This window comes from Anaerostipes sp. AF04-45 (assembly GCF_003461725.1).
Lineage (GTDB): Bacteria > Bacillota > Clostridia > Lachnospirales > Lachnospiraceae > Anaerostipes > Anaerostipes caccae.
This window is the reverse complement of record NZ_QTXQ01000006.1, coordinates 165,955-179,002: the sequence shown is the minus strand read 5'-3', so window position 1 is coordinate 179,002 and position 13,048 is coordinate 165,955. Positions and strand designations below refer to the sequence as shown.

Genomic DNA, 13,048 nt, shown 5'->3' with positions numbered 1-13,048 from the left:
TATGGAGCCTTTCCTTTTTATCTATTCAGAATGCTTTTGGTTTTCTGCTTTGTGAGGGTCGAAAGCCCGTATAATATTCGGAACATTCCGGTTTTCTTTGCGGTAGGCCGTGGGACTTAAACCGGTAATTTTTTTAAATGCCTTGGAAAAGGCAAGCTGATTGGCATAACCGCAGGAGTATGAGATATTCTTAACCGGAAGATCCGTATCTGAAAGAAGTTCTGTGGCTTTGGTAACGCGGAATCTTAAGAGGAACTGCTGGGGTGACATATGAAGGTTTTCCTGGAACATGCTGCAGAGATAACTCCGGTTTAAAGAAACATAATCAGCAATGTCCCTGACGGTAATGACATTCTGGTAATTTTTCTGTATAAATTCAATGGCCTTGCTGATATGTATGTTTTCACTTGTAAAATCAGACTTGTATTTAATATCAGCGGACCGGCTGAAGGAGGCAAAGATCAGAAAGAGTATGCCCTGAATATAAATCTCATTGCTGTAGCTTAAGGTATTATGTCTGAGGATATCTTCAATATAAGATACAAGAAGTTCTTTCTCCTCACAGTGACAGATCAGATGTTCACTGTCCAGACCGCAGCGCTGAAGATAGTCATTGACTTGATTTCCGGAAAAACCGACCCAGAGATAGGTCCAGGGATCTTGTTCGTCTGCCTGGTAAAAGGTTACTTCATCCGGGAGGATCAAGAAAGCGTCTCCCGGCTCAATGGTGTACTGTTTGTCCCCGGCATAGTAATATCCTTTTCCGCTGACACAGTAGTGAAGCAGGTGGTGGCTCCGGACAGCAGGACCGAAGGAATAAAGAGGTGTGCACTCCTGTATGCCGCAGAAAAGGAGATAAAAGTCAGAAAACATTTGGTTCTTGATTTCCAAAAATGAATACATAGTCTCTCCTTTCCCTGTTTTTTACTTTTATTTTATAATACAAAGCGGTAAAACACAACCGGGAAACGGCAGAAAACACTTTGTGTTTCTATATTGATTATGGTAGAATAAATAAAATATTAAAAACACTATGAAAACGAGGAGTGATTCCATGAAATTTACAAAGATGCATGGCTGCGGCAATGATTATGTATACGTGAACTGTTTTGAAGAAACGATAGAAAATCCCAATGAGACGGCAAAGTTTGTCAGTGACCGCCATTTTGGAATCGGGTCAGACGGTATGATCTGTATTCATCCTTCTGACAAAGCGGATTTCCGGATGGCCATGTACAACAGTGACGGTACAGAGGGAGCCATGTGCGGAAACGGAGTCCGCTGTATCGCAAAGTATGTATACGACTATGGATTAACGGACAAAACAACGATCACCATCGAGACCAAAGGCGGGATCAAAGAACTGGACCTTACAGTGGAAGACGGAAAGGTCACATGGGTCAATGTAGACATGGAGGCCCCTGTGCTGGAGGCCGATAAAATACCGGTGATTTATGATGAGGAGAAAAAAGTCATCGACAAGCCTGTCATCGTAGACGGCAGAGAGTACAGGATCACCTGTGTATCTATGGGAAATCCCCATGGAGTCGTGTTTGTAGACTCTGTGGATGATCTTGATATTGAAAAGCTCGGGCCGATGTTTGAACATCACCCGATGTTTCCGGACAGAGTCAACACAGAATTTATCCAGGTGGTCGACGACCATACGATCAGGATGCGTGTTTGGGAGCGCGGAGCAGGGGAGACTCTAGCCTGCGGAACCGGTGCATGTGCAAGTGCCTATGCAAGCTATCTGAATCAGAAGACCGGCAATAAAGTCCTGGTCCACCTTCTGGGAGGAGATCTTCAGATTGAATATGACGAAGAGAAACATACCATCTTCATGAAAGGACCGGCCACAAAAGTATTTGACGGGGAGATTGACCTTTAAAAAGTTTTGGCTTAGGAGGAATCTATGAAATTATCAAAATTATTAGAACGCTCAGAATACACTCTCGTACAGGGCACGGAAGATACAGAGATTTCGACTCTCGTATATGACTCAAGAAAAGTGGAGGAGAACAGTGTTTTTGTCTGCATTTCCGGGGCAGCCTTTGACGGACATAAGTTTATTGGGCAGGTAATCGAAAAGGGTGCCAAAGTTATCGTTGTACAACAGGATGTGGAAGCTCCGAAGGGCGTAACGGTGATCCGTTTTGACGACACGAGAAAGGCGCTTGCAGAGATGTCCGCAGCTTACTTCGGATATCCGGCAGAGGAACTGACGACCATTGGGATAACCGGAACCAAAGGCAAGACAACGATCACTTACATGATCCAGTCGGTGCTTGAGCACGCGGGGCAGAAGACCGGGCTGATCGGAACCATTGAGACTGTCATCGGGGATGAAAGAATCCCTTCGGTCAATACGACGCCGGAATCTTACGTGATTCAGGAATCTTTCCGGAAGATGGCGGATGCGGGATGCAAAAATGTCGTCATGGAAGTTTCTTCACAGGGACTGATGCTCCACAGGGTGAGCGGCTTTACCTTTGACTATGGTATTTTTACGAATCTGGCCGAAGACCATATCGGAGAAAATGAACACAAGGATATGGATGACTATATCCGCTGCAAGTCTCTTTTGTTTCAGCAGTGCAGGCAGGGCATTGTAAACGGGGATGATGACTATGTAGAAAGAATCATCAAGGGGCATACATGTTCTTTAGAGACCTTTGGCATGAAGCCGGGCAGCGATGTGTATGCCGACCATATAGAGCGTATCCAGGAACCCGGTTATCTTGGCGTTTCTTACGATTTAAAAGGAAAAGAAGAGTATAACGTTCATGTGGACATTCCAGGAGACTTTACGGTCTATAATTCGCTGGCAGCCATTTCATTGTGCCGCCATATGGGAATTCAAAAGAAAGATGTTCTGGACGCACTGAATACGATTCAGGTAAAAGGCCGTTTAGAGATCATAAAAACACCGGGCGAATACACCCTGATGATTGATTACGCCCACAATGCCATGAGTCTCGAAAGCCTGCTCACGACGATACGGAAGTATGATCCGAAAAAGATCTACTGTCTGTTCGGCTGCGGAGGCAACAGGGCCAAAGCCAGACGGTATGAGATGGGCGAGGTATCTTCAAAACTTGCGGATCTTACGGTGGTGACATCAGACAATCCGAGAAATGAAGAACCGATGGACATTATCAATGATATTTTGGTGGGAGTCCATAAGGGACCGGGAGAATATGTCACGATCCCTGACAGGAAAGAAGCCATCCGCTACTGCATGGAACATGCAGGAAAGGGCGATATCGTCATTCTGGCGGGCAAAGGACATGAAGATTATCAGGAGATCAGAGGAGTGAAACATCATATGGATGAAAGAGACTTGATCCGGGAGATCATCGCAGAATCCATTTAAATTCAGAACACAAAAACCGAAAGCATCACACATGTTTCCGGGAGGAGATTAGGAGGAACTATGGACAGCAGAATTAAAGGAACAACAAGATTATTGGGACTGATCGGGTCACCGGTGGGACATTCAGGATCACCGGCTATGCACAATTATGGATTTCAGGCGCTCGGGATTGACGCGGCTTACCTGGCTTTTGATATCAAAGAAGACCAGGTAAAAGATGCCATCAGCGCAGTGCGAACACTGAATATGCAGGGGCTCAATGTGACCATGCCGTGCAAGACAGAGGCAGCAAAATATATGGATGAATTGTCTCCGGCAGCCAGGCTGATCGGTGCGGTAAACACTGTGGTAAACAGAGACGGAAAACTTTACGGACATATCACAGACGGTGAAGGATTTGTGGCAAATCTTAAGGATCATGGGGTTTCAATCGGGAAAAAAGATATTGTGATCTTTGGGGCCGGAGGTGCTGCGACAGCGATTTTGGTACAGTGTGCTCTGGATGGCGCAAATTCCGTCACGGTCATTAACCCAAGGGATGATTTCTTCGGACGGGCGGAAGAGATGCATAAAAAGCTCCGGGAAGAAACTCCGGACTGTGACATCACTTTGATCGATCTGGCTGACGAAGCTGCTGTCAAAGAAGCGGTATCAAAAACCGATATTCTCATCAACGGAACTCTTCTTGGGATGAAACCAAAAGAAGACACTTCCGTGATCCGGGATACGAGCCTGTTCCGCAAAGATATGGTTGTTGCAGATGTGGTCTATAATCCGAAAGAGACAAAGCTGTTAAGAGAGGCTAAAGCAGCGGGCTGCAGGACTGTCCAGGGAGACGGAATGCTCTTATGGCAGGGAGTGGCTGCATTTAAACTGTTCACCGGACAGGATATGCCGGTAAAAGAAGTAAAGGAAAAGTTCTTTTCTTAAAACAGAATACATAATCAACCAGTGATATAAGAGAAAAAGGATTGCCCGGGCAGTCCTTTTTTCTTTCTTACAGTCATATCCTGGCAGAATACTGCATATACTTTAACAGTCTATCGTAGGAGGATATTATGGATTACTTTAATGTATATAAGGATATTATGGCCAGGACCGACGGAGAGATCTACATCGGCGTGGTAGGTCCGGTTAGGACCGGAAAGAGTACGTTTATCAAGCGGTTTATGAACCTGATGGTTCTTCCGAACATGGAAAATGAGAACGAAAGAAGCCGTGCCAACGACGAGCTGCCTCAGTCATCCAGCGGAAAAACCATCATGACGACGGAACCCAAGTTTGTGCCGAATGAAGCGGTGGAGATCAACGTGGATGACGGCATCAGCATGAAAGTCCGCCTCATCGACTGTGTGGGTTACATGGTAAACGGAGCTGTGGGCCATATTGAGGGAGAAGAAGAACGGCTGGTGAAGACACCGTGGTTTGATTATGAGATTCCATTTACAAAAGCGGCCAGCATCGGGACAAAAAAAGTCATCACGGAACATTCCACGATCGGGATCGTAGTGACTACAGACGGTTCCTTCGGCGACATAGAGGCGGCCAATTATCAGGAGCCGGAGGAAGAGACGATCAAACAGCTCAAAGCATTACATAAACCATTTGTGGTACTTTTAAATACGAGCCGTCCATATTCTGAAGAAACTGTGAACCTTGCCAAAGAAAAGGAAGCAAAATACGGGGCAAAAGTGCTCCCGATGAACTGTGAACAGCTTAAGAAGGATGATATTTATTATATACTCAAGAGTGTACTGATGGAATTCCCAATTTCTTCGATTGGCTTTTTTGTACCGAAATGGGTGGAGGTACTTCCGCACGATCACAAGATCAAACAGGAAATCATGGAGACTGCCCGGAAGATGCTCATAGAGAAGGATACCATGAAAGACATCTATGAGGAGGAAGATTACGAAAATCAATACATAAAACAGTGGAAACTGGATTCTGTCGCTATGGATACCGGAGTGATCCGTATCGCAGTGGATATGGATGATTCCTATTATTATGAATTTTTAAGTGATACGATTGGACTTCCGATCAAGAATGAATACGAATTCATCTCGATCATGAGAGATCTTGCAAGACAGAAAAAGGAATACGAAGAAGTGGCCGATGCCCTGAACGCAGTGAAACAGAGGGGATACGGTGTTGTGACCCCGACAAAGGGAGATATTGTCCTGGAAGAACCTAAGATCGTGAAGCATGGGAACAAATACGGGGTGAAGATCAAGGCCAGTGCTCCGTCCATTCATATGATACGGGCCAATATTTCCACGGAGATCGCACCGATCGTCGGAGAAGAGTATCAGGCCAAGGATCTGATGGAGTACTTTGACAAGGGAAAGAGTGATCCTCAGGAAAGTATATGGGATATCAATATTTTTGGAAAAACACTGGAGCAGCTTGTCGGAGAAGGCATGCAGTCAAAAGCGCAGAAGATGACAGAAGAAAGCCAGCAGAAACTGCAGGATACTATGGAAAAGATCGTCAATGAGAGCAACGGCGGACTGGTCTGCATCATCATCTGACAATAGCTGGGTGGCATTGACAAATTACGAAAAAAAGAATATACTTTGGTAAACAAAATATTAGGAAAGCGCAGGATAAATGATAAGATGTCGATTAGAATATTAGGTACAGGAAGTTATCTTCCGGAGACGATTGTTACAAATGATGATTTAGCAAAAGTGATGGATACCAGCGATGAGTGGATTGCCAGCAGAACCGGTATCCGGGCACGTCATATTTCTGTGGACGATACAACATCCGGCATGGCAGTGAAAGCTGCAAAAGAAGCCCTGAAGGAAAGCGGAGTCGCTCCGGAGGAGCTGGACTGTATCTTTTTAGCGACATTGTCCGGTGACCGGGCCACTCCCAACGGGGCCTGTGACGTTCAAAAAGCCATCGGAGCAAGGAATGCGGTCTGTATGGACTTAAATGCGGCGTGTTCCGGGTTTGTCTATGCTCTGACCACTGCGGTAGCCTATGCAAAAGCAGCATTGGCAAAAAAGATGCTCGTCATCGGTGTGGAAACCTTATCAAAGGTCGTGGATTGGAGCGACCGCAGTTCCTGTGTCTTGTTCGGAGACGGGGCAGGGTGTGCAGTGGTGGAAGCGGATGATTCCAGAGAAGTATTTATCGATTACGGATCTAACGGGGAACTCGGGGAAGCGCTGACCTGCGGGGAGAGAAAATTAAATAACTTATTGGTAGAGAACCATGAGCCTTTGGAACAAGTCTTTATGGACGGACAGGAAGTTTACCGGTTTGCGGTAAAGACGGTTCCCAGGACGATTGAAAATGTATTGGAGAAAGCAGGAGTTTCAAAAGATGAGATCAAATATTACGTCCTGCATCAGGCCAACAAACGGATCATCGATTCGGCTGCAAAACGTCTGAAGCTTGACATAGAAAAGTTTCCGATGAACCTGGACCGGTGCAGCAATACTTCTTCTGCAAGTGTCCCGATCTTATTGGACGAGATCAATAAAAAGGGTTTGCTTGAGAGAGGAGATAAGATTGTCATGTGCGGATTTGGAGGAGGTCTGACCTGGGGAACGATTTATTTAGAATGGTAAGAAACGGCCGGAGACGATTCCGGTGTCACCTGAGAAAAAAGTAGGGCTTTCCTGCTTTTTTTGTTTATTTCACAGGAAAGTTTCAGGACTTCCCTGTGGAATAAAAACGCTCCGCCGATTGAGCACAGATGCGTGAGGATGAACGTGCTTCAAATGTTAAAGTATGCTATAATATAAGAATATAGATTAAAGGAGGTGTTGGCAATGGAATTACAGATGTGGAGAGAGATCCTTTGCCCTTACGACTTAGCTGTGGAAGAATTAAAGCTGAAGTTCGTACACATCATGAACGAGTACAGGACCGCAGGCCGCTATTCACCGATCGAACAGGTGGATGGGAGAGTCAAGAGTATTTCCAGCATTCTTGACAAGATGCAGAGGAAAAAGATCAATATCAATGAAATCGAGACCGATCTGGAGGATATTGCGGGCATCAGAGTCATTTGTCAGTTTGTGGAAGATATCGACCGTGTTGTGGAGATTATTGAACAGCGGTCTGACATGGAGATCAAGACAAAAAAAGATTATATAACAAAAGCAAAGGACAGCGGATACCGGAGTTTTCATGTCATCATCTATTACGATGTGGATACGATCTACGGAAAAAAACGAATCCAGGCGGAGATACAGATCCGCACACTGGCCATGAATTTCTGGGCAACAGTGGAGCACTCCCTTCAGTACAAATATAAGGAAAATATCCCAGAGCATATCACGGAAAAGCTCATGAATGCGGCGGATGCCATCGTGGTCCTTGACAAGGAGATGTCCATTGTCAGAGATGAGATCATGGATGCACAGAATTCTTTCAGGAAGAAGGCAAATATCGTTTCTGAGATCTTGTCAACGATGCAGAATTTATATAAAGTTGCCAACAAACAGGAAGTCATCAAGATACAGGATGAGTTTTACAAAATATATGAGACAGGAGATATGGAGCAGCTGATCCATTTCAATAAGCAGCTGGACATCATTGCGGAAGGCTACCGCGCACAGAGCCTGTCATAGGAGAAGTTATGGAATTACCACAATTATTCGTTGAGAAGATGAAATCCCTTCTGGGAGAAGAATACAGCGATTATGAGGCATGTTTAAAGCGGCCGAAGCAGAATGGCATCCGGGTCAATACATCAAAGATATCGGTGGAAGAATTTCAAAAGATCGCACCATTTGAGACCGAGCCGGTGCCGTGGACGAAAAACGGGTTTTTTGTCGGACCAAAAGAGCAGCCTGCGAAGCATCCCTTTTATCATGCGGGTCTGTACTATATTCAGGAACCGAGCGCCATGGCACCCGCGGCATTTCTTCCGGTAGAGCCCGGGGACAAGGTACTGGATCTCTGTGCGGCGCCCGGAGGCAAGTCCACAGAACTCGGGGCAAAGCTTCGGGGAGAGGGAATTCTGGTGTCCAATGACATCAGCATTACAAGGACAAAAGCCCTCTTGAAAAATTTAGAGATGTTCGGCATCAGCAACAGCGTGATCGTAAGCGAGGAACCTAAAAATCTTGTTCCGGTCTTTTATGAGTATTTCGATAAAGTGCTTGTGGACGCGCCCTGTTCGGGGGAAGGAATGTTCCGCAAAGGCAGCAGCGAGATTAAAAACTGGGCCGAATACGGCATTGAACCTTATGTAAAAATCCAGAGGGAAATCATCCTTGACGCGGTAAAGATGCTCAAGCCCGGAGGATATCTTTTATATTCTACCTGTACCTTCTCTCCGGAAGAGGACGAGCAGCTGATTGAGTACCTGCTGGAACAGGAGCCCGGGCTGTCCCTGGCCGATCTGCCGGACTGTGAAGGGTTTGACAGAGGACACGCCGAATGGACGGTGTCAGGGCTTCAGGATGTAAAGAAATGCATCAGGCTTTGGCCCCACAGAATCAAAGGAGAAGGCCACTTTCTGGCTCTTTTGAAAAAGGACGGCTCTCCGGCTTCGGACAGGAAGGAGTCAGGAAATGCCCGTGCGGTGATCTCTGAGGAGGCGGAAGCCTTTTTGTCCGGGTGCAGGATGGACCTTGACAGAGACAGGATCAAAGAACATAAGGGGAGACTGATCCTTATGCCGAAAGAACTGCCTGACCTTGGCAGGCTCCGGGTTTTAAGACACGGACTGCTTTTGGGAGAGATGAAGAAGAAACGGTTTGAGCCAAGCCAGGTTCTGGCTATGGCGCTTTCCGGCAGCGGATATGTGAGAACCCTGGATCTAAGCCTTTCAGATGACAGGCTCATGAAATATCTGAAATGTGAAACGATACTTGCAGACGAAAAAGAAGACGGTGTGTATCTGATCACTGTCTGCGGATACCCTCTCGGATGGGGGAAACTTTCAAAGGGACGGATGAAAAATAAATATGCGCCGTCATGGAGATGGATGTGATGAAGACACTGCGTTTGGACAAGTTTTTATGCGATGTCCTGGGATGCACCAGGAGCGAGGCCAGGAAAATGATCCGCCAGGGCAGAGTCCTGGCAGGAGACGAGATCATTAAGAAACCGGAATATAAAGTAAACCCGGAAGAAGATGAGATTACAGCGGACGGGCAGAGACTGAACTTCCGGAAATATGAGTATCTGATGATGAACAAGCCAAAGGGCGTGGTGACGGCAACAAAAGATGGAAGAGATAAAACGGTCATGGATCTGCTCACTGGAAGACACAGGAAGGGGCTGTTCCCGGCAGGCAGGCTGGACAAGGACACCGAAGGCCTGCTGCTCATCACAAATGACGGAGAACTGGCTCACCGTCTGCTGTCTCCGAAGCATCATGTCACGAAATGCTACTCTGTCACTGTAACAGGGGAAATTGGCAGAGAGCAGCAGGAGATTTTTGAGTCAGGCATGGATATCGGAGATGACAAGCCTTTGAAGCCGGCGAAACTTGTCATACTGACTTCAGGAGAAGTATCGCAGGCAGAGGTGTTTATCACAGAGGGGAGATTCCATCAGATCAAACGGATGTTTGAGGCGGTAGGCAGCAAAGTTTTAGAACTGAAAAGACTTTCCATGGGAAGCCTTGTTCTGGACCCGGAACTTCTCCCGGGACAGGTCAGAGAGCTTACGGAAGAAGAAATCAAATGTTTAAAGGAGAACTAATGCTAAAAGATAAACGAGCAGTTATTTTTGACCTGGACGGAACCCTTGTGGATTCCATGTGGATCTGGCGGGAGATCGACGAACGGTTTTTGGGACAGTATGGCCTGCAGGTACCGGATGGGCTGAACGATTTCCTGGAAGGCTTCAGTTTTAATGAGACGGCGGAGTATTTTAAAAACAATTTTCCGCTGCCGCTCTCCGTACAGGAGATCAAGGACACATGGAACCGTATGGCCTGTGAGATGTATATGAATGAGATCCCTCTCAAGGAGGGGGCAAAGGAGTTTCTGGATATCCTGAAGGAGAAAAAGCTTCCGCTTGGAATCGCTACAAGCAATTCCAGGGAACTGACAAATGCATGTCTCGATGCCCATGGGATCGGGGAATATTTTCAGTATATCTGTACCTCCAATGAAGTGCCGAAAGGGAAACCGGCGCCGGATGTGTATCTGAAGACCGCGGAGGAGCTCTCTGTTTCTCCGGAACATATTTTAGTGTTTGAAGATATTCCATACGGCATCATGGCCGGAAACAGCGCGAATATGACGACCTGTGCCGTCCGGGATTCCTACTCCCAGGCGGTGACGGAAAAGAAGAAGGAATTGGCGGACTATTACATTGACACTTACTTTGATATCATAAACGGAACCTATCAATCAGTTTAAGCGATACGAGAGGTGATAACATGAAGAAAGTAGCGATTATTACAGGTGCTTCCTCAGGGCTGGGAAGGCAGTTTGTCATTCAGACGGCAAAGAGTCATGGATTTTTAGATGAGATCTGGGTGGTGGCGCGAAGGGCAGACCGCTTATTTGAACTTGGGGTGCTGGTTTCCAACATCGTGATCCGGCCGATTCCTCTGGATCTTGCGAAAAAGGACAGCGCCGAACGGATCAGAAATATCCTGGCAAAAGAAAAGCCGAAAGTTTATGTGCTGGTGAACTGTTCCGGGCTCGGACTGGCCGGGAAGTTTGACCGGCAGGAGGAAGAGATGCTGGATCAGATGGTGAAAGTGAACTGTCTCGCTCTCACGAGGATCACCAGAGCCGTGCTGCCGTATATGCCAAGAAAGGCACGTATCGTACAAGTGGCATCTTCTGCGGCATTTGTACCTCAGCCGGGATTTGCAGTCTATGCGGCGACAAAGTCCTATGTACTGAATCTGAGCCTGGCATTGAGACAGGAGCTGAAAAAGAGAGGAATTATTGTGACGGCCGTCTGTCCGGGACCGGTAAAGACCGAGTTCTTTGATACGGCCTATCAAAAAAAAGAAATGAAACTATATAAAAAGCTTGCGATGGCAAAGCCTGAAAAAGTGGTAAAGAAGGCTCTGAGGGATGTAAAGAGAGGCCGGGCGGTCTCTGTCTACGGGCTTTCCATGAAGGCGGTGAGAGTTTTGTGCAAGCTGCTGCCGAGCGGTCTGATCGTCAGACTGATAGGCTAGAAGGGAACCCGAATGAAAGAAATCAGAATCTCAGACCGGGAAGAAGAACAGCGGCTGGACAAACTGCTGGCAAAATATCTGAATAAGGCTCCGAAAAGCTTTCTCTATAAGATGCTCCGTAAAAAGAATATTAAACTGAACGGAAAAAAGGCATCGGGAAGTGAAAAGCTGAAATCCGGCGATGTGGTGTGTGTTTATATGGCGGATGCGACCATTGCTTCTTTCCGGGAAGAACCGAGGGCGGAGAGGAGGAAGGCAGATCTTTCTGTGATTTATCAGGATTCCAATGTGCTCATCATCAATAAGCCTTACGGGATGCTGTCACAGAAAGCAAAGCCGTCGGATATATCGGTGAATGAGCTGATCGTTCCCTATTGCCTGGAACACGGCATTTTAAAAGAGTCTGACCTGGAATTGGTCCGTCCGTCTGTCTGCAACCGTTTAGACAGGAATACGACGGGTCTGCTGATCGCGGGGATCTCTCTGGAGGGGCTTCAGACGATGGCGGAAGTGCTGAGAGACCGCTCTGTGAGAAAATATTACTACTGTATTGTGAAGGGCATGGTGAACAAAAAAACAAGAATTTCCGGTTATATATGTAAAGACCACAGAGAAAACAAAGTTTCTTTTTCGGAGCGAAAGATCAGCGGAGGAAGCCGGATTGAGACAGCCTATGAGCCGATGGCAGCCGGGCACGGCTTTACGCTCCTGAGGGTGGAACTGATCACCGGAAAGACCCATCAGATCCGGGCCCATTTAGCCGGGATGGGATTTCCTCTGGCAGGGGATACCAAGTACGGAGACAGGGGTGTCAATCTGCAGATGAAGCAGAAGTTCGGAGTAAAGCACCAGCTGCTGCACTGCGGCTGCCTCGAGTTTCCCGAAGGGATGAAAAGGTGCGGGGAGCTGTCCGGCAGGACCGTTGCCGCAGAGCCTCCGGAAACATTTTTAAGGACAGCAAATGAATTGTTTGGGAGAGTCGTATGGGAACCTGGAATTTAAAAGGATTGAGGGGATCGGTCCTTGAAGAACTGGTCAACCACACAAATGAAAAGTATAAGGAACAGGGGCTGGCTCTGATCCAGAAGATCCCCACATCCATAAAGCCGGTCCGGTTTGACAAGACCACCCGGCAGATCACTTTAGCATATTTTGACCAGAAAAGTACGGTGGACTATATGGGGGCTGTCCAGGGATATCCTGTTTGTTTTGACGCCAAAGAGTGCGGAAACGACGTATTTCCCTTACATAATATCCATGAACACCAAATAGAATTTATGGAGAGGTTTGAAAAACAGGGTGGCATAAGCTTTCTGCTGATCTATTTTACCCACAGGCAGGCCTGTTACTTCATGTCTTTTGAGGAGACAATGAAATACTGGAACAGGCAGTTAAACGGCGGTCCCAAGCATTTTAAATTTGAGGAACTGGATGCAGGATTCTTTGTTCCTATGAAAAAAGGTATGATCCTGCATTATTTAGAGTGCCTGAATAAACTATTGGCCGGGAGGCGTTGACTTAGCCTGCTGTTTTTCGTATAATAAAACATTGAA

Annotated in this window: 13 protein-coding genes; 12 read left to right on the top strand and 1 reads right to left on the bottom strand. The window is 46.7% G+C overall.

Annotation, left to right across the window (positions count from 1 at the left end; all coding sequences use genetic code 11):
• Window positions 1–21 precede the first annotated feature (21 nt).
• Window positions 22–903, bottom strand: a complete 882-nt coding sequence (locus DWV34_RS10960; protein WP_009291184.1) for an AraC family transcriptional regulator — start codon at window positions 901–903, stop codon at window positions 22–24.
• A 151-nt stretch (window positions 904–1,054) separates the two neighbouring features.
• Between DWV34_RS10960 and dapF the strand changes: the two genes are divergently transcribed.
• The 12 genes from dapF to DWV34_RS10900 all read left to right on the top strand — a co-directional run bounded on the left by dapF (window position 1,055) and on the right by DWV34_RS10900 (window position 13,012).
• On the top strand, window positions 1,055–1,891 hold the full coding sequence (gene dapF / locus DWV34_RS10955) for a diaminopimelate epimerase (RefSeq protein ID WP_009291185.1): 837 nt from the start codon (window positions 1,055–1,057) through the stop codon (window positions 1,889–1,891).
• Between the two features lie 24 nt (window positions 1,892–1,915).
• A complete protein-coding gene (locus DWV34_RS10950) occupies window positions 1,916–3,376 on the top strand; it encodes a UDP-N-acetylmuramoyl-L-alanyl-D-glutamate--2,6-diaminopimelate ligase (RefSeq protein WP_054334900.1) in 1,461 nt (486 codons plus the stop codon).
• A 60-nt stretch (window positions 3,377–3,436) separates the two neighbouring features.
• The gene (locus tag DWV34_RS10945) at window positions 3,437–4,306 is read left to right on the top strand and encodes a shikimate dehydrogenase (RefSeq protein ID WP_006567372.1); all 870 of its coding nucleotides are present in this window, start codon (window positions 3,437–3,439) and stop codon (window positions 4,304–4,306) included.
• Window positions 4,307–4,434: 128 nt separating this feature from the next.
• Entirely contained in the window at window positions 4,435–5,907 is a 1,473-nt protein-coding gene (gene spoIVA, locus DWV34_RS10940) for a stage IV sporulation protein A (protein WP_009291186.1), read from the top strand.
• 87 nt (window positions 5,908–5,994) lie between these two features.
• Complete coding sequence (locus DWV34_RS10935; RefSeq protein WP_006567369.1) at window positions 5,995–6,957, top strand: beta-ketoacyl-ACP synthase III; 963 nt, start codon at window positions 5,995–5,997, stop codon at window positions 6,955–6,957.
• A 204-nt stretch (window positions 6,958–7,161) separates the two neighbouring features.
• A complete protein-coding gene (locus DWV34_RS10930; RefSeq protein ID WP_006567368.1) occupies window positions 7,162–7,965 on the top strand; it encodes a GTP pyrophosphokinase in 804 nt (267 codons plus the stop codon).
• A gap of 8 nt (window positions 7,966–7,973) precedes the next feature.
• The gene (locus tag DWV34_RS10925; RefSeq protein ID WP_006567367.1) at window positions 7,974–9,335 is read left to right on the top strand and encodes an RsmF rRNA methyltransferase first C-terminal domain-containing protein; all 1,362 of its coding nucleotides are present in this window, start codon (window positions 7,974–7,976) and stop codon (window positions 9,333–9,335) included.
• Window positions 9,335–10,051 (top strand): pseudouridine synthase, encoded by a 717-nt coding sequence (locus DWV34_RS10920; protein WP_009291188.1) that lies wholly within the window; start codon window positions 9,335–9,337, stop codon window positions 10,049–10,051. The genes DWV34_RS10925 and DWV34_RS10920 overlap by 1 nt, the downstream gene beginning before the upstream one ends.
• A complete protein-coding gene (locus tag DWV34_RS10915) occupies window positions 10,051–10,716 on the top strand; it encodes an HAD family hydrolase (protein WP_009291189.1) in 666 nt (221 codons plus the stop codon). Before DWV34_RS10920 ends, DWV34_RS10915 begins: the two co-directional genes overlap by 1 nt.
• Window positions 10,717–10,736: 20 nt before the next feature.
• Window positions 10,737–11,495 (top strand): SDR family NAD(P)-dependent oxidoreductase, encoded by a 759-nt coding sequence (locus tag DWV34_RS10910; protein WP_006567364.1) that lies wholly within the window; start codon window positions 10,737–10,739, stop codon window positions 11,493–11,495.
• Between the two features lie 12 nt (window positions 11,496–11,507).
• Window positions 11,508–12,497 carry an RluA family pseudouridine synthase gene (locus DWV34_RS10905; protein WP_006567363.1) on the top strand — a complete coding sequence of 330 codons (990 nt, stop codon included), beginning with the start codon at window positions 11,508–11,510 and terminating at the stop codon, window positions 12,495–12,497.
• Complete coding sequence (locus DWV34_RS10900; RefSeq protein ID WP_006567362.1) at window positions 12,479–13,012, top strand: Holliday junction resolvase RecU; 534 nt, start codon at window positions 12,479–12,481, stop codon at window positions 13,010–13,012. The genes DWV34_RS10905 and DWV34_RS10900 overlap by 19 nt, the downstream gene beginning before the upstream one ends.
• Window positions 13,013–13,048: the final 36 nt, after the last annotated feature.

Excerpts from the sequence above, each read along its gene's own strand:
- DWV34_RS10960 (WP_009291184.1), bottom strand. The coding sequence starts at position 903 with ATGTATTCATTTTTGGAAATCAAGAACCAAATGTTTTCTGACTTTTAT.
- dapF (WP_009291185.1), top strand. The coding sequence starts at position 1,055 with ATGAAATTTACAAAGATGCATGGCTGCGGCAATGATTATGTATACGTG.
- DWV34_RS10950 (WP_054334900.1), top strand. The coding sequence starts at position 1,916 with ATGAAATTATCAAAATTATTAGAACGCTCAGAATACACTCTCGTACAG.
- DWV34_RS10945 (WP_006567372.1), top strand. The coding sequence starts at position 3,437 with ATGGACAGCAGAATTAAAGGAACAACAAGATTATTGGGACTGATCGGG.
- spoIVA (WP_009291186.1), top strand. The coding sequence starts at position 4,435 with ATGGATTACTTTAATGTATATAAGGATATTATGGCCAGGACCGACGGA.
- DWV34_RS10935 (WP_006567369.1), top strand. The coding sequence starts at position 5,995 with ATGTCGATTAGAATATTAGGTACAGGAAGTTATCTTCCGGAGACGATT.
- DWV34_RS10930 (WP_006567368.1), top strand. The coding sequence starts at position 7,162 with ATGGAATTACAGATGTGGAGAGAGATCCTTTGCCCTTACGACTTAGCT.
- DWV34_RS10925 (WP_006567367.1), top strand. The coding sequence starts at position 7,974 with ATGGAATTACCACAATTATTCGTTGAGAAGATGAAATCCCTTCTGGGA.
- DWV34_RS10920 (WP_009291188.1), top strand. The coding sequence starts at position 9,335 with ATGAAGACACTGCGTTTGGACAAGTTTTTATGCGATGTCCTGGGATGC.
- DWV34_RS10915 (WP_009291189.1), top strand. The coding sequence starts at position 10,051 with ATGCTAAAAGATAAACGAGCAGTTATTTTTGACCTGGACGGAACCCTT.
- DWV34_RS10910 (WP_006567364.1), top strand. The coding sequence starts at position 10,737 with ATGAAGAAAGTAGCGATTATTACAGGTGCTTCCTCAGGGCTGGGAAGG.
- DWV34_RS10905 (WP_006567363.1), top strand. The coding sequence starts at position 11,508 with ATGAAAGAAATCAGAATCTCAGACCGGGAAGAAGAACAGCGGCTGGAC.
- DWV34_RS10900 (WP_006567362.1), top strand. The coding sequence starts at position 12,479 with ATGGGAACCTGGAATTTAAAAGGATTGAGGGGATCGGTCCTTGAAGAA.